The sequence below is a fragment of the Massilia orientalis genome (assembly GCF_030411975.2).
Classification (GTDB): domain Bacteria; phylum Pseudomonadota; class Gammaproteobacteria; order Burkholderiales; family Burkholderiaceae_D; genus Telluria; species Telluria orientalis.
Genome location: NZ_JASNRB020000013.1, coordinates 180,910 through 196,528, shown reverse-complemented (window position 1 = coordinate 196,528; position 15,619 = coordinate 180,910). Strand labels below are relative to the sequence as shown.

Below are 15,619 nucleotides of genomic sequence, written 5' to 3'. Positions count from 1 at the left end.
GGCCCTTTAGGGGCTGGGAAATGCGCTGAAACTCCATGCGACCCAGCGCCTTCAAGGCAATGAACTGCATTTCTAAGGCTGTCAGTGCATTGAAAATGCACTCCATGCATTTATGGTTGAGGAGGAGAAGTGCAGCTGGGCAACCCGGTATTTAACGAGGATCGCAGTAGTATTTTCGAGGTATAAAAAATATACCGAGATTGAAACTACAGGGATATAAACGGGTGGAGCGCAGACCTTATAAAAAAATAGTCAATACCAGTCAGGCAAGGCACGCTGTCACCGGCACGTTTTCCTGCCGGGCGACGAAGCGAAAGCGTTGGAGTCGGCAACGACTGCGGGTGTGGGGCTGCGGGAATGCCGTGTCAGCAGGTGTGCTGGCGCCAGTTGCTGGCACTTTGCGGATAGAGGTGCTCGTGAGGAAAGTTATTCAGTTTGGAGGTCGATTTCACCCAACAGAAAGTCAGTTAGGGCGGGACTCCCACCTAACCAAAGTACGGCGCCGATGAAAAACAACAACCTAACTCGTAGGATCAAGCACTTAGTTGCGAGCTGATCATACATAAATAGTGTCGAGCGAACGCGAAAAATTCAGTTAGGTAGGCGTGGTTGCAAACACGAGAAAATTCTGCTGTGCGAAACTTCGGCAACGTCTCACCGGCACCACGGTCGCAAAGTGCCTACGTCCTAGGACGCCATGGGTACACCGCATTCGATATGTGAAACTTTCTGGCGCGTGAAATTTACGGTTTTGCCGCGAGCCGGGCAGCGCTCGTGTCGGTGTGATCTTGATTTATTCCCCTGGTGAGCATGTCGCCAAGGTTATACGCTGCCGCGTGCTCGAAAGGCATCGGCACGCGCGGTTAGGTTATGGGTCGAAGGGGGGGCTCGACCCGGCACCTAATGGCAGCTTAGACACGCTGGAGTATAAAAAACGAGTATACTGTTGACGCAGGGCAATTCGACATGCCCAGGCCCGCAACAACACAGTATTTCCCCACAAAACCGCCCCTCCGGCCCGGAAAAATATACCTCGAATGCAGCAAAAACCCGCATCACAGTCCCAGGTCTCGACCAATCCTGCTCCGGCTGTGCAACCCGGCGCCCCCACGGCATTGGCCTTCAAATCCCTGGATGCAGAAGCTCTCCTAGAGAGCATCCCCCAGGATGCCGCCGAGCAGATCGTCGCGGAGTGGCGCCAGGGTCGGGACGACGTCAAGAAGGGGCCGCCCAAGCCGAGCTCGGTCGCCACGTACCACGAGAACTCGCGCACGCTCGAGATCAAGTATTCCCACGAAATGAATTCCGAGGACGGAATACTCAATCCCGTAGATATAATCCGACGATTATTCCTTCACTCGGCCAGTATAAGCCCCGCAACATGGCGGTTATACCGCTCGGGCTTTCTCTACACGATGGACGAGCGGGCCCAACACTTCGCCCTCAAGGGACAGCCGCAGCCGACTCTTATCCGCGCGCTTGCCGCGCTGATCGTCGTCTCGGCCAAACCATTTGGCGCGGGCCGTCCCCCGGCGGCCCGCGCTTCTCGGGACAAGTCGATCCCGGCAAAGCAATTCGACAAAATCATCACACATCTGGCAACTGCGTACTCCGAGCGGAACCAGTGGGCGCGCCGTTCCCAGTCGTTCGCGATGGCCACAATCGCAACTGGCCTGCGACCGACCGAGTGGGTGAACGCAGTCATCAGGCCGGCCCTGGCGTCGGAGGTGCCGCTCGGTGAGGCCGAGGCCGGCTGGCTCGCGGTTGTCGTGGATACGGCCAAGAGGAAAGCGGGCGAACCTGACTGGGAGCGAACCATCGTGGTCGAGCCAGGCGTGTACCAGATCCACGTCCGCCAACACTACGAGGAAATCCAGACAGCCCTCGCTTCGCGAGCTGACGCGCATGATGCGGCGAAAAACTACTCGCGCAGGTGCTCAACCGCGCTCGGCCGGGCATGCAAAGAGTTGTGGCCGACAGGCGTGCGAGGCAAGAGCCCTATTCGGATCACCCTCTATTCGCTTCGACACCAGGCTCGCGCCAATGTCGCGGCGGCCTATGGCGCTTTCGTCGCCGCGGCGATGATGGGGCACTCGCCCTGGATGGGGAAGAACTGGTACACCGGGAAGCACCGCGCCAACTCGTACAGCGGCCCGCGCAAGGTCCGCAACGCAGGCATCCCGGTGGCACTCCCAGGGCATGATGTCCTAGCCAAGGCGGCGGAGTTCGAACGGAACCCGGCGCTCCTCAAGCTTCTGGCATCGCCCGATAATGATGAGATCGCGGCGGAACACTTCTGAGCGTGAAACAATCATAGTGGAGCTCGAAAAAACAAAAGCCTTATCTTTCAAATAGATAAGGCTCTTTTTTGGTCCAAAAATCGGGCGGAAATGTCGATTGTTCCACGGCTTTTTGTCGAGTTTCACGGCCTGGAGACATTGGTTGTACCATATGGTATCTTCCGTGTACCTTACGGTTCGACGACGATGACCCATTACACCCCATCCCTTATCACGTCCTTCCCTTGGCTGACCGAAATCGAAGCAGCCGGCGTCGCCCAGTTGCTCGGGGAGGTTGACCAAAGCACCTCGGCCGCTGACCAGATCGCGAACATTGCAGCTGTGCTCGAGAACGCTGGGCTGCCTCCCACGTCGACGCTACTTCTCAATCTGGCTGGCCGCGGCTCGAAAGCCACCGCAGTCGAAGCAGCACGCAGCATTGCTCGAGCACGCTTCGAACGCGCAAGAACTGGGATCCGCCCGGCCCAAGATGTGGCTCCCGCAGCATCAGCTGCACCCGCGCCCGCGTTGAACGAGATCCAGGTCCGAGAGGTCGCCCATGCTGCAGTCGAGGCTATGCTGGCCATGATGCCCGGCGTTTTCGCGAGCGGGGCAGGGGACGACCGTGTTCTCAAGCTGCTCGAAGGTCTGTCCGGCGAAGTGCGCTGGTTGAGGTCGACGATCGACACCGAACGCCAGCTGCGGCGGTATCGCGAGGTGCACGGCCCGCTACCTGAGCACCAAGCGGCCCAAGGACCAGCTACAACCGCCGAACGCCGAGACGTTGTGCAGCGGCTCGCGAATTCCCTGGAGCGTGAGCGCTTTGTTGCACACGTCGCGAGGATCGACAGCGCCGACGGAATAGAAGAGTAGGGCGTGCAACCACGCCCGCGAAAGCCTTCCAGAATGGCAGCCGAAGCCATCCTGGAAAGGCACGTATGAAACAGACGCACTCGGTAAGTAAGATCCCCCAATTCTCCACGCTGACCCGCGAACAGGGCGGAGTGGTCGTCTCCCAAGGCAAAAATCTCGCTGTCGTTGCCCGCGCCGGCTCCGGCAAAACGAAGGTGGCAATGGCGTACACGGCGGCGCGCCCAAAAGCGCGTGGTCTGTATCTGGCTTTCGGTAAGCCGACCCAGCTCGAAGCGAGCAGTCGGCTGCGTACCCTGGGCGTGAATACTGAAGCCCGCACCAGCCATAGCTTGGCCTGGGACGGCTTCGGCGCCAAACTCAAGGCAGCGTGCAAACTGCCGCCCACTGGTTCCCTTCGCACGGGCACCACAGCACAGCTGCTCGGAACCAACTGGGCGATCGCGAAGGCAGTTAACGAAACCCTGAAGAACTATATGTGCAGCGCCGACAAGGTGATGTCGGACAAGCACCTGCCGGACGAGCGCAACTGCCCGATAGTACGCGCGGCCGCTGGCGCAGTGATGGACAACGCATCGGCATTCTGGGCGCGCCTGACCGATCTCAACGACCAGGAGGCGCAAGCGGTACCGGACGTCTACATCAAGCAGTGGGCGAACTCCGATCCGATGCTCAATTACGATTTCATCCTGTTTGATGAGTGCCAGGACGCGAACCCGCTGATTTCCCACCTGGTGGACCAGCAGAATCACTGCTCGCGCCTGTATATCGGTGATCCGCACCAGGCCATCTACGGTTTCCGTGGCGCCGTCGACGCGATGTCGGGCCTGAAAGTCGACGAGACCCATAACCTGACTGCCTCGTTCCGCTTCGCGCACAACATCGGCGTACTCGCTTCCACTTTCCTGAAGCACTGGAAGCAAGAGCCGCTCCCTCTCCGCGGGCTGGGTGCCGGCGGCCGCGTGGTCCCCGGCGATCAACAAGCCTACCTGGCGCGCACTGTGGCCGGACTGATCGGCAAGGGATTCGAGCTCCACATGAAGGGCCAGAAGCTGCACTGGGTGAAGGGCTTCGAAGACTATCGCATTGCGCCGATCCAAGAGGCGTACCGCCTGTACAAGGGCGAGAGCAGCGGCAGCTTCCAGGACCCTGTGCTCAAGCTGATGAAAAGCTGGGGCGAGCTGGAAGATTATGTCGAGGTGACGGGTGATGCCGAGGCCGGCTCCGTATTCAAGCTGATCGAGCAGTACAAGGACGAGATCCCCAACATCATCGACACGCTCAAGCGTGAGCAGGTGCGCGACAGTAAGAACGCCCCGTTCGTGCTGACGACTGCCCATAAAGCGAAGGGTCTCGAATGGCCCGTGGTCCGCCTCATTAACGACTTCTTCTCGTTCAAGGATCCTTCCGACGGCACCAAGTGGCAGCATCCCTCGCGCATCGATTCGCAGGAAGCGAACCTCATGTATGTGACCCTAACCAGGGCCATGAAGGCAGTGGCGCCAACGACCGAGATGGTCGAGTGGTTCCGCCAGCAGCCTGACACTCAGCACCTCTTCCCGAAGCCGCCGGAAAAGGTTGCGCCGGCGCCGGCACCCGCCGAGCCTGAACCAAGCTCGCTGCCCCGCGCCGCATGAAGGAACGCCGTCGAATGAATCCTTTGCGATTTCAGTCGAATTACCGAGGCCAAGCCGACTACGTGGTGCTGGCTGGCCCTCCCGCAGGCAAGCGTGTCAGCTACCGTTACATGAAGCGCGATTTCTACGAGAAGGACTATGCGGACTTCGGCGCCAGGGCGTGGCGCGGAGATCCGGACAGCTATCGCAGGAAGGTGCTTGCCAGCGTGGGCCTGGTCTGCTGCAGCGGCGCTCGCGTGCCGCCCGAGATCGTCGCCGAAATGAGCCGCCTCGCCAAGTCGTGGCGCGATCACGACCCAGACATTTCGGCAGAGCCAGCCCACGCTGGCGTGTAAGTTCACGAACACGGTTGGACGAAAGCGGCGAACGTCGTTCTCCTGTATGGCGATCATCTGGAGCGCTTCACGAGCGTCGTCGCGGCAGAGCAGTGGCTGTCCCAAGCTACTCGCAGCGCGCCGGATCGCGCGTGGGAGGAAGGAGAAGCGGGCGAGATCGTGCGCGAGCTTTCCGCCGGGATTGCCCACAATCGGGTTTGCCTGGTCGAGTCATGCGGCGAAAGGAACGAGCTTGACGAGGAGACGGCAATGGCGCCTGCCTGCTAGTGCGTGGTGCTTCGCTGTTGGCGTCCAGTGAGCGCCATGCCAACTTTGCAGAATCCGTTACAAGGCTGAGCAATCGGCCTTTTTTTTCGCTTATACTTGTTACGTTTTATGTATACAACACGTAAATGCCACGTAACCACCTGCTGACTGAAAAACACCTACCGGAGCTGCGCCAGGCCCTCGACACCCAGACGTTGACGGCTCTGTCGGCCAGCTATGGCGTCTCTCTGAGCACGATGGGCTCCTTCCTGCGAAAGCATGGGGTTTTGCCGGAATACGATGGGTGGCGGCCCGAGCGCTATGACCGGCTGCTCGCCGCGGCCGCGCGGGACGCAAGCGTTGCTGAAATGGCCGCCCTGGTCGGGACCAACACGGTCGAGTTAAAGGCCAGATTTGAACAGCTCCTCGCAATGATCTCGAAGGTAGGCTTCACGCTGTCGCAGCTGGCAGTCGTCACCGGGGTCGACCGCACCTATTGGCGGCAGTACATTCAGGAGGGGTGGCTAACGACCTCTAGGACCGGGCGCTCACAACGGCTACCTGTCGCGGAGTTAGTGAGGGCGGCCAACGCGCGGCCGGAGCTATTCGATTACCAAGCCGTTCCACTGACGCTCGCCAAGTCGTTCGGCCTCTCCAATCTTCCTGCGCCACCGTTATTCAAGATGGTGACCTGCCGATCGACGTCAATCGAATCGCGCGTGATCGACATCCTCGCAAGTTCAGACGGGCCGCGTATCTCGTACAAGGTCGAGAGCTGCGAAGCGATCGGCGGCGTCGATTTGTGGGCGCCGCTTTACACCATTGCGACTTGCCCACGGTGTGGGCTACGTGTCAGTCGATTCTCGGAGAAGCAAAGGTACGCGGACGAACCCGGCGATAGCGCGCCGGTGAAAGATGCGATGGCCAGTAAGGTCGGGTTGCGATGGAGATGTGGCACATTCGAGACCTTGGATGGTCAGGTGCTGGACCAGCGCGCCCTCGAGCGGCACATCACACGCATCGCGCAGCGCAACAGCCGCGAACGCGACCGCAAGCTGAAGCTGATTGCTGATATCGAGCAGTACGACGCCGGTGGAAGCTCGTCGATTTTGTAACCACGCCTGCCTAAAAATCCTATCGTAGCGGCACGGCACACCGCCAATAATTTTCGAAAGGACCGTCATGACCATCCATCGCTCCCAGCCCACCTCCGCCGCCGCCTGCATGCCGGGCGATTTCGTCCGCCTCGTTTCCGCGCGCGGTGCCTGCTTTCCGCAAGCGGCACAACTCAGCGCCGCCGTCGTCATGCTCGCGGACGGTATGTTCGGCAAGATCGCCAATCAGAATGGCGCCATCGTGCTGCAGCTGGACGAGCGCATCCCCGCGCTGTTCCGCGAGCTGGGTCCGATGCAACTGAGCGAGTCGGTCACGATCGAACGCATTTCGGTCGACCAGGAGCACGAGAAGGCCATTATGGGCTTGCAGTACCTGCGTCACGTTTCCGACGTCGCCCGCCAGCGCGCAGCGAATGCAGACGGCCAGGTGCAGCGTGGTGTCATGCAGGCCCTGCTCGGCGAAGCTGCGGGCTCCGACCTGCGTCGTATCGCAGACGAACTGACCGCTGCCGGCGTGCACGTGGTCGAGAAGAAAACGGTGCGCACCTTCGAAACCAACACTGTCTTCCTGACCACGGATCCGAATGCCGTGCGCGAAGGTCGCCTGTCCCAAGACACCATGCAGTTTGCCTCGTTGCCGGCGGAATCGACCAACGACACCATCGAAGTCTTCGACGCATCGCGCACCCGCGAGCTGCTGCTCTCGACCCAGCCGGTCCGCGAAGTGGCCCCGGCGCCGGGCGACATCACACCGGCAGTGCCTCCCGCCCACACGAACATCTTGAACCTGCTGGGCCTCCAGGGCCTGACCGCTGACGACGTTGCGCTCAACCCGGACTTCCTGGTCGGTGACGACAACGATCCGGAGCCGGACGACGACGCGCCGAGCGTGCGCTGATCGAGAGCAGGGCGCCCGCCGGCGCCCTGCAGCAGCACGATTTTGTTTGCCAGCCGGCGCGCGGCAAACAAAATCGCGTTCCCCAGATCTACCTTGCCGCCTCGCGCTCCAGCACCTGGTGGCCACCCCACACAAGAGGCCTCCCATGACCAAAACCCTCATCATCGCCGAGAAGCCGTCCGTCGCCGCCGATATCGCCAAGGCGATCGGAAACTGCACCAAGACCGCGGACGGTTTCGAGCGGGCAGATGTTGTCATCTCGTCCGCTGCAGGCCACCTGGCTACTGTTGTGGCGCCGGGTGCCGACAAGAGCGGTAAGTCGCTCGAAACGTTGCCGGTGATCCCTGCACAGTTCGAAGTGCGTCCAATCGAAGATCCGCGCGCGCTCACCCGCTTCAAGCTGCTGCAGCGTCTCATGAATCGCCCAGACGTGAGCATCGTGGTGAATGCATGCGACGCTGGCCGGGAAGGCGAGTTGATCTTCCGCCTGATCTACGAGGCTGCCGGCTGCAGGAAGCCGACCAAGCGAATGTGGCTGAAGTCCATGACGCCCGACGCAATTCGGCAGGCCTACACTCAGATGGTGCCGGCATCCGATTATGATCGCCTGGCCGATGCTGCTCGGTGCCGCTCCGAAGCAGACTGGCTGGTTGGCATCAACGGCTCCCGCGGCGTCTCGATCCTGCACCAGATAATTCGGGGCGCCTACCAGTCGATGTCCGCTGGCCGTGTCCAGACGCCGACCCTGGCGATCCTGGTCGACCTGGAAGAGAAGATCCGCAACTTCAAGCCCGTCGATTATTTCGAGGTGCACGGCACCTTCAGCGCGGCTGCCGGTGACTACCAGGGGCGTTGGTACAACGCCAACCCCGCCGCCGGCGCCGGCGAGGACGGCGAAACCTCCAAGTACCGTATCATGACGAAGGAGGATGCCCATGCGATCGTCGCGAAGTGCCGCGGGGCTTCCCCTTCGTCGGTTCGCGACGAGACGAAGCCATCGAGCGAGAGCGCGCCCCGTCTGTTCGACCTCACCACGCTGCAGCGCGAGGCCAACAAGAAATATAAGCTGTCGGCCGCCGACACGCTGAAGATCGCACAGTCGCTCTACGAGCAGCACAAGGTGACTACCTACCCACGTACCGATGCGAGCGCGCTTCCGGAAGATTACGTTGAGCCGGCCAAGCAGGTCCTCGCCGACCTGAATGGCACCAGGTACGAGGCGTTTGCGCAGCGCGCGCTCCGGAGCGACTGGGTTCGGCCGAACAAGCGGATATTCGACAACACGAAGATCTCCGACCACTTCGCGATCATCCCGACCGGCGTGAAGCCCCAGGGCTTGACCGAAGCCGAGGAAGCGATCTACGACATGGTCGTGCGCCGCTTCATCGCCGCGTTCTATCCGTCGGCCGAGTATCTCGAGACCGTGCGCATTACCACCGTGGCGGGGGAGCAGTTTCGGTCCAGCGGCCGGGTCATGCAGATCGAGGGCTGGAAGGCGGTATATGGCGCCCTGATCGACAACGACAACAAGACGCCTGCTCTGCCTCCAGTCGCACCGCACGAGCGCGTGAGCACCAAGGCGATCGAGGTCAAGGCACTGCAGACGAAGGCGCCGAAGCGCATGACCGAGGCAGCCCTCCTCTCGGCAATGGAACATGCCGGCCGTCTGGTGGAAGACAGCGAGCTCAGCGATGCAATGGCGGAGAAAGGCCTGGGCACGCCGGCCACGCGCGCTGCGACGATCGAAGGCCTGCTGAGCACGGCCGGGCCGGGCGGCAAGCCAAAAGAGCCGTACGTAGTGCGCGACAAGACGTACCTCGTGCCGACGGCGAAAGGGATGGGTCTGATCGCATTCCTGCGCCAGATTGGCGTGGCGGCGCTGACCTCGCCTGCGATGACTGGCGAGTGGGAACACAAGCTCCAACTGATGAGCGAAGGGAAGTACCAGCGTGCTGCCTTCATGCACGAGATCGAGCAGGCGACCCGCGACATGCTCGACGCGATCCGTCGCAAGGCGCCAGCCGTCGAGGTGGTCACGCTGACTGCTCCCTGCCCCAAGTGCGGCGGCGCCGTGAAGGGTGGAATCTCTTCCTATGCGTGCGATCGCCAGTGCGGCATCGACATCAAGCGCCAGCTGCTGACGCGAACCCTGACGCCGGACGAGGTGACGAAGCTGCTGCAGCATCGGCTCACTGATACGTTGGAAGGGTTCGTAAGCTCGAAAACGCAGAAACCGTTCTCGGCCATGTTGAAGCTGACGGACGACTGGAAGGTTGAGTTCGTGTTCGCTCCCCGTGAACAGGCCGACGCAGCGACCTTGGCGGCGGCGCCGGCGCTGAAGCAGACCTGCCCGAAGTGCAAAAGCACGATACGCGCGCTCAAGGACACCTTCAGCTGCGAGAAAGGTGACTACTTCTTCTATCGGACGATCTCCGGCCGCCAGATGACCGATGAAGAAGCCGACTATCTCCTGGCAAAGCGCAAAACCCCTGTGTGTGGGGGCTTCCTGAGCACGCGCACCGGCAAGGGCTTTAACGCCGGCTACAAGCTGTCGAAGGAGCACAAGGTCGAGCTCTTCTTCGACTGATCTCTCCAACCGTGCATGCCTCAAAAATGCAGGGGCATGCACTCAAGGCACTTTGCCGCACTGTCCAAATGAAGCTCTTTCTTGCCTCGTTGATCATTTTCGTCGCGCTGGCGATCGTAACCTTCGTCCTGGTTCCGGCGCGGCCGCGTCAAGGTGCGTACCGGAAGCGTCCGGTGATGACGCAAAATGAGATCGAATTTTTCGGTCGAATCAGCCGCGCGCTTCCAGGCATGCATGTGTTCCCGCAGGTTGCCATGCATGCGCTGATCGAGCCTACGTCGACGAATAGGCAGGCCCGCCTGGTCGACTTCCGCCGGATTTCGCAGAAGGTCGTCGACTACACCATCTTCGATCCGCAGTGGGCGATTGTCGCGATCATCGAACTCGACGACAGGACGCACGTCGCTGGCCGGGATGCGATTCGAGACGGTTTCACAGGCGCCGCGGGCATCCGCACGGTGCGCTACCAGTCCCGCTCGAAACCGGCCGAGTCGCAGATTGCCGCAGACATCAGCGCGATTCGAACGGCGGCTGAGGCGGCCTCTCCGATTGGATCCTGACACGATGATCGCGCCAGGCGACGTCTTGAAGCAACTCGCGCTGGCAGCAGGTTACGGCGTGCACGTGTGGGACGCCGTTGAGAATGGCGACCCCGCCGACAGCTATTTTTGGATGGCGTCCAGTGTCGGTGCTGGGGGAGCGCAATCGGTATCGACGTTTCCCTCACGAGAGGATGCTTGGAGGGACTGTTGTGAGGCGAATGGTCTGCTGGCTCCGATCGCGGACGAGCTCGATCAGGCAGGGTGGGGCGTGATACGTGAGCCGGGCTTCATTGCCTACCGATGGGCATCTCGCGATGGGGTTGTTTCGCCCCAGTCCTTCCCGAGCGCGGCGGAAGCCCTCATCGCGTGCGTCATCTTCCAGCAGGACACAGAAGGCCAGGTCGAGCACGAGAACTCGGCGCCGCGCGCGTGAATTTATTATAAGTGATTATTTCTGTAGTTATTATTTGACAGGCCATTATAATAATAAATATACTGGTGGCAAGAATAAACTATGGGGTTAATTGTGACCGAAGGTACGGCAAGCGCGGCGTCGGACGACAACGAACTGTTGAGCGCGATGGAAGAACTGAAGCGGGCGCAGCAGCGTGTCGCCCAGCTTCGTCAGCAGAGCCGCGAAAAGGCGCTCGCCGAGGTCAGGGAGAAGATCAAGATGTATGACCTGACTCCTGAGGAGATGGGATTCGCAAGAGTCCCGACAGTATCGCAAACCGCTCGTAAAAAGACCGGACCACAGTTGGCGGGTGCGATTCCAGCTGCACCGCGTGCAACGTCGAATATCGAGGCCGCAGCCCCAGACGGCCGATCCCAGGTGAAGCCGAAGTATCGCTCGCCTGATGGACAGCACACGTGGTCTGGCCGAGGTAAGCCGCCGCTGTGGATGCAACCGCTCCTGGAGGCAGGAGCTAAAAAGGAAGATTTTTTAGTAGATTAGTCCGGCGCCGATAATGCTGAATAAGGAATAATGATGGACAGTATAGTTAGTATAAACCTCAAGAGCGTGCAGTACATACTCGCATCGAATAATCTAGGCGCCGGAACTATCCTTGAAGAAAGCGGGCAGGTTCGAGTATTCCTCGATAGTGAGCCGACCGCGATAATGGCCATGCATACCGCCGCCAGCCAGCTGGAGGCCGCAACGGGCCGGGTCGTTCACCTCGAGTTGAAATCGAACCTGGGCGCAGCGCAGCTGGCCCAGCTCGAGCGCGTCGGCACGGTTGTCGAGTCGTAGCCTGAGCAGCAACGGATCTATCTCGGGCTCCTCGTAGTGTTGATCGTGCACCTTTAAAACCCGCACCGTCAAAAGCACCAGGCTGGCAGCTGCCGCCCTGGTGCTTTTTCATATCGTCAGCCGGGAGTTATGGCCTCGCCGCGGCCGCTTGGTTCCTGGCCATCTAGCGGTTCAGCCCGGCCGCCGATCCGTCCAGTGAGACGATCCATGTGCAGAAACTCGTAGAAGGTCTTGACGTCGAAATCAGCCGGAAGATGTTCTGGCCAGTGCTGGTGCATCGCCTTCTGTACATCGGGCTCGGCGGCGATCGCTCTCCAGTTCATCCGGTCTGGCGCCGGCATCTCGATCGGGCAATTCTGATCCATCCACCAGAGCATCTGGCTCAGCGGATGCAATAACGGGGGATTGTGCAGGTCCATCTGGATCGACTGCTTCGCGAGCTGGAGCCACACCTTTGCACCAACGGGATAGATCACCGTGTCGCGAACGCGAGGTACCGAGCGCGAAGGCCGCAGGGGTACAGCGACGTGAAGGATCTCGGTGTCGCACCAGCCCACGCGCTTGAGCGCCGACGCGCCGACCAGAATGATGCTCGGCCCCAGACATTTTTTCAGGCTTGCGAAGATGAGCCTGTCTTTGTCGGACTCTGCCAGGACGCTCATGTAGCAGCCCGGCGCGGTGCGAGAGACTGTTCCCTCGTTCGCCCAACGCTGGAGCAGGTTCGACGCCGAGCGTTCAGTGATGCCGAGCTTTGCCGCTACGGTTTTGTTGTCGAGGACTTCTTTCGATCGGAGCAGCTGGGTCTTGCTGAACAGAGGAGATGGTTTGGACATGGTCGAGATAGGGTTATTTCCCCGTTGCATTATAGTGATGTAGTTTTGGCCGGAAAAGCGTATATTCCGCCCTCCAATGCACTATACCGATGTATTTTTCGCCGTTTTATACCGATCAGGAATTATACTGTATAAACGTACAGTATAATTCCGAGCCCTGTGCGAACCTCATTTCCAAAGCTGCTGTCACCCATGATACGAGCGAGGTTCGGCGTGGTTGCACCAGCTTGGCCAGCGGCCGGGCAAGGCGTGGTTGCACTGAAGCGGATGGCGCCTTATGCCACCATGCGAGCATCAGACTCAACCACACCGGTGCATCCACATGGCAAAGAAAGTATTCCAACTCACAGGCGGCGCCCAGCCGATGTTCTCCTGGCGACTGCCGCAGGAAATCGCGGCATACAAGCAGGGAAAGCTGCAAGCGCAGCAGTGGATCCACGTGATCAACGGGTTCTCCCAGAAGGGCATCAAGCAATCCGAGATCGAAGACTCCGGTGTTGCCGAGTGGCTGCAGGATCAGGGCAAGCGCCAGGTGACCCGCGAGGAGCTGGCCGACCTGGTTTCGTATCGCCTCCCATCGATCAAGGAAGCCCGACTGACCGGTAGCGACGTCAAGTACCGGTCGTACTCCTTCGCTGGTCCAGGCGAGGATTACAACGAAAGCCTGTTCTACTTTCCGACCGTCGACGAAGATCTCGCCGACCGCATCGCCGATCTGGATGACCGTATTGCGGCGCTCAACTTCGACTTCGATAAATTGGGCGAGGATCCCGACGCCGTGTTCCGCCTCGACAAGCGCCGCTCGGCCCTCATCGCGCAGCAGGACGAAGTGGCCTCGGGCATCACGCTGCGCACGCACTTCTCGTCGGATCTGCAGAACATGTGCCCGGACGCGCGCGCCGACTTCGCCCACATGCGCTGGTCGGTAAAAGTGGTGGACGGTACCCGGACCCTCTTTGTCCACGAGTTCCAGAGCGACTGGGCGCAAAAAGGACGTGCATACGACTGGAAGGGCGACTATAAACGCGCGCCGCTGGTGACCGAAACCGAGCACTGGACCGCATTCCTGCTGCGTCGTGCGATGCTGCTGGCGGTGGAGCAGGGGTGTGATCAGCTCACCTGGATCAGCGGTGCCTCGATGGCCAACGGCGGGAACGCATATGGTGCGGCCGGACTGGACGAGTTTTACATGAAAATTGTGCCGAGCTTGGCCAAGAAACTCGCCAAGCCTTTTCAATCTGAGCTACGCCTGGCCGACTTCGTGCTGAAGGATACCCCCCGCCGTCTGGCCGTGATGCCGGTGACGCCGCTCATGCGTGAAAAGTTTTCTGCTGGCGCGCCCGTGTACTCGTACGCCCGTGTCGTCGAGCAGGCGACCTTTGACCCGGTGCGCGCGGTCCAGCTGGAAAAGGCGCTTCAGCTGCGCGCCGACACCAGTTTGGGCGAGGACGTGCACATGCGCGTCTCGATTGTCCGCGAAGTGATGTCGGCCCATGAAGATGGCCGTCCTGCCGCGGAGCTGGTGGGTCGCACGGCGCGGATCGCATTCAATGCCGAGGACCCAGTCGCGGCACTGGATCACGAGGGTTTCCACCTGGTGCTGGACCACCACTTCAGTGCGCGCGAACGCGAGGACGTGCAGCGCCAGTTCGCGTACGGCGCCCCGCTGCTGGTGCGCACCGTTCGCCTGTTGCTCTCGCATGGCGAATTCGACGCGGCCAAGCAGGCGATGGCGAACTGGGAGGAGGCGGCCGCACATGCATACGCGCTGTGGCGCAAAGGCCAGATGCCGTTGTCGCGCATGGAAAGCCTGGCGCAAAGCGTCGAAGCGAAGGCCGGCGCGAGCCGAATCCTGTCGAAGGTGTTCCCGAAGGCGCAGGAGCTGGTCAAGTCGGTCTGCAGCTGGATCCGCGGTAGCGGCGTCTCGCCTACCGACTTTCTGGCCAAGATCGTCCGCGCGCACAAGGAAGGACAGCTGGCCGGCGAGCAGGCAGCAGTGGCAGTGGACGTGCATGACGCCACGGACGCTCGCCAGCGCCACCGCGACGACCCCTACGAGATCGCGCCCAGAGCAGACATCCCAGAACAAGCATTCAACTGAAAAAGGAACGACGTATGCGCATCGAAGTAAACCGTTTTGATAACCAGGGGACCGTCAGCGCCTCCTTTGTCGAGCTGAGCCAGGAGCAACTCCAGGAGATCGTACAGCGCGCGCATGAGGTCGCGCGCCTGCGCCGCGAGGGGCAGCCGCTGGACACTGCTCTCGACGGCCTGGATATCGCGATGGTGAGCGCCCAGGTACTGGAACCTACCAACGCCAGCGACAGTGCGAAATCGTCGGCATCGGCGCCGTCGACCACCCAGTTGGTCGACGCATTCGCGGCCCTGCGCCGCTCCGTCAAACCCAGTGGCCCGGCCGATGGAACCGTGGTGGTGAGCGAAGCCGCCCTGGACGCCGTGGGCGACGCGCTGCGCGCTGCGGTCGACGGCGGCGCGGTAACCGCATGGAAGTGGAACAAAGTGGCGGCGCCAGGCACCTCCGGCGAGGAAGTGCAATCCTATGACCTGAACAAGGTCCTGGAGAAGATGTCGCAGGCGGCTGCCTTGGGCGGCGCGCCGAGCGCAAAAGAAGCGATGGCGAATTACCCGCTCCTGTTCTGCCAGGCGTTCGCGCAGCTGGTCGAGCAGGAGGAAAAGGAGCGCGAGCGTAATGCCCACGCCACGACGATCGTTCACCTCGATAGCGGTGACGGCCAGTCGACGCTGTCGCTCGGCGCGCCGGCCGGCATGAGTGAGTTGGATGTCCGTGCGGCGGTGCAAGCAGCGGTGGCGAGTGCCGGTAACTACGAGGACATCCCGAAGCAACTGGCCAGCGCCGGCTTCGAGCAGATCGAACAGATCACGGTCAGCCTTCCAGCACCTGGCGATGACTTCGACCTCGAACCCGAGCCCGATGCCCCGCGCTGATCGGCGTCATTAGCACCGAATCCCCGGCCCGACCGGGGATTTCTTTTGCATCGACGCT

At 61.0% G+C, this 15,619-nt stretch carries 14 protein-coding genes; 13 read left to right on the top strand and 1 reads right to left on the bottom strand.

The window, feature by feature from the left end; translation table 11 throughout:
- Nucleotides 1–1,037: 1,037 nt before the first annotated feature.
- The 11 genes from QPK29_RS21355 (at nt 1,038) to QPK29_RS21305 (ending at nt 11,761) form a co-directional block, all read left to right on the top strand.
- Nucleotides 1,038–2,300, top strand: a complete 1,263-nt coding sequence (locus tag QPK29_RS21355; protein ID WP_371771015.1) for a hypothetical protein — start codon at nt 1,038–1,040, stop codon at nt 2,298–2,300.
- A 186-nt stretch (nt 2,301–2,486) separates the two neighbouring features.
- Nucleotides 2,487–3,152 carry a hypothetical protein gene (locus tag QPK29_RS21350; protein WP_371771014.1) on the top strand — a complete coding sequence of 222 codons (666 nt, stop codon included), beginning with the start codon at nt 2,487–2,489 and terminating at the stop codon, nt 3,150–3,152.
- Between the two features lie 65 nt (nt 3,153–3,217).
- Entirely contained in the window at nt 3,218–4,786 is a 1,569-nt protein-coding gene (locus QPK29_RS21345; protein ID WP_371771013.1) for a UvrD-helicase domain-containing protein, read from the top strand.
- A gap of 14 nt (nt 4,787–4,800) precedes the next feature.
- Complete coding sequence (locus tag QPK29_RS21340) at nt 4,801–5,121, top strand: hypothetical protein (RefSeq protein ID WP_371771012.1); 321 nt, start codon at nt 4,801–4,803, stop codon at nt 5,119–5,121.
- 392 nt (nt 5,122–5,513) lie between these two features.
- Nucleotides 5,514–6,482, top strand: coding sequence for a hypothetical protein (locus QPK29_RS21335; RefSeq protein WP_371771011.1), 969 nt, complete (start codon nt 5,514–5,516; stop codon nt 6,480–6,482).
- Between the two features lie 67 nt (nt 6,483–6,549).
- Nucleotides 6,550–7,380: a hypothetical protein gene (locus QPK29_RS21330; RefSeq protein WP_371771010.1), complete on the top strand. Its 831-nt coding sequence runs from the start codon at nt 6,550–6,552 to the stop codon at nt 7,378–7,380.
- Nucleotides 7,381–7,525: 145 nt separating this feature from the next.
- Nucleotides 7,526–9,967 carry a DNA topoisomerase gene (locus QPK29_RS21325; protein ID WP_371771009.1) on the top strand — a complete coding sequence of 814 codons (2,442 nt, stop codon included), beginning with the start codon at nt 7,526–7,528 and terminating at the stop codon, nt 9,965–9,967.
- Between the two features lie 68 nt (nt 9,968–10,035).
- The gene (locus QPK29_RS21320) at nt 10,036–10,527 is read left to right on the top strand and encodes a DUF2726 domain-containing protein (RefSeq protein WP_371771008.1); all 492 of its coding nucleotides are present in this window, start codon (nt 10,036–10,038) and stop codon (nt 10,525–10,527) included.
- 25 nt (nt 10,528–10,552) lie between these two features.
- Nucleotides 10,553–10,942 (top strand): hypothetical protein, encoded by a 390-nt coding sequence (locus tag QPK29_RS21315; protein ID WP_371771007.1) that lies wholly within the window; start codon nt 10,553–10,555, stop codon nt 10,940–10,942.
- 93 nt (nt 10,943–11,035) lie between these two features.
- Nucleotides 11,036–11,464 (top strand): H-NS histone family protein, encoded by a 429-nt coding sequence (locus QPK29_RS21310; RefSeq protein WP_371771006.1) that lies wholly within the window; start codon nt 11,036–11,038, stop codon nt 11,462–11,464.
- A 165-nt stretch (nt 11,465–11,629) separates the two neighbouring features.
- Complete coding sequence (locus QPK29_RS21305) at nt 11,630–11,761, top strand: hypothetical protein (RefSeq protein ID WP_371771005.1); 132 nt, start codon at nt 11,630–11,632, stop codon at nt 11,759–11,761.
- 116 nt (nt 11,762–11,877) lie between these two features.
- Here QPK29_RS21305 and QPK29_RS21300 read toward each other — a convergent pair whose 3' ends face one another.
- A complete protein-coding gene (locus QPK29_RS21300) occupies nt 11,878–12,594 on the bottom strand; it encodes a hypothetical protein (RefSeq protein WP_371771004.1) in 717 nt (238 codons plus the stop codon).
- 322 nt (nt 12,595–12,916) lie between these two features.
- On the opposite strand from QPK29_RS21300, the gene QPK29_RS21295 reads away from it, so the two are divergent.
- Both QPK29_RS21295 and QPK29_RS21290 read left to right on the top strand, forming a co-directional pair.
- Nucleotides 12,917–14,695 carry a hypothetical protein gene (locus QPK29_RS21295; protein WP_371771003.1) on the top strand — a complete coding sequence of 593 codons (1,779 nt, stop codon included), beginning with the start codon at nt 12,917–12,919 and terminating at the stop codon, nt 14,693–14,695.
- A gap of 14 nt (nt 14,696–14,709) precedes the next feature.
- On the top strand, nt 14,710–15,561 hold the full coding sequence (locus QPK29_RS21290) for a hypothetical protein (protein WP_371771002.1): 852 nt from the start codon (nt 14,710–14,712) through the stop codon (nt 15,559–15,561).
- The last annotated feature ends 58 nt before the right edge of the window (nt 15,562–15,619 follow it).

Coding starts and splice junctions, on each gene's coding strand:
- QPK29_RS21355 (WP_371771015.1), top strand. CDS start 1,038: ATGCAGCAAAAACCCGCATCACAGTCCCAGGTCTCGACCAATCCTGCT.
- QPK29_RS21350 (WP_371771014.1), top strand. CDS start 2,487: ATGACCCATTACACCCCATCCCTTATCACGTCCTTCCCTTGGCTGACC.
- QPK29_RS21345 (WP_371771013.1), top strand. CDS start 3,218: ATGAAACAGACGCACTCGGTAAGTAAGATCCCCCAATTCTCCACGCTG.
- QPK29_RS21340 (WP_371771012.1), top strand. CDS start 4,801: ATGAATCCTTTGCGATTTCAGTCGAATTACCGAGGCCAAGCCGACTAC.
- QPK29_RS21335 (WP_371771011.1), top strand. CDS start 5,514: ATGCCACGTAACCACCTGCTGACTGAAAAACACCTACCGGAGCTGCGC.
- QPK29_RS21330 (WP_371771010.1), top strand. CDS start 6,550: ATGACCATCCATCGCTCCCAGCCCACCTCCGCCGCCGCCTGCATGCCG.
- QPK29_RS21325 (WP_371771009.1), top strand. CDS start 7,526: ATGACCAAAACCCTCATCATCGCCGAGAAGCCGTCCGTCGCCGCCGAT.
- QPK29_RS21320 (WP_371771008.1), top strand. CDS start 10,036: ATGAAGCTCTTTCTTGCCTCGTTGATCATTTTCGTCGCGCTGGCGATC.
- QPK29_RS21305 (WP_371771005.1), top strand. CDS start 11,630: ATGGCCATGCATACCGCCGCCAGCCAGCTGGAGGCCGCAACGGGCCGG.
- QPK29_RS21300 (WP_371771004.1), bottom strand. CDS start 12,594: ATGTCCAAACCATCTCCTCTGTTCAGCAAGACCCAGCTGCTCCGATCG.
- QPK29_RS21295 (WP_371771003.1), top strand. CDS start 12,917: ATGGCAAAGAAAGTATTCCAACTCACAGGCGGCGCCCAGCCGATGTTC.
- QPK29_RS21290 (WP_371771002.1), top strand. CDS start 14,710: ATGCGCATCGAAGTAAACCGTTTTGATAACCAGGGGACCGTCAGCGCC.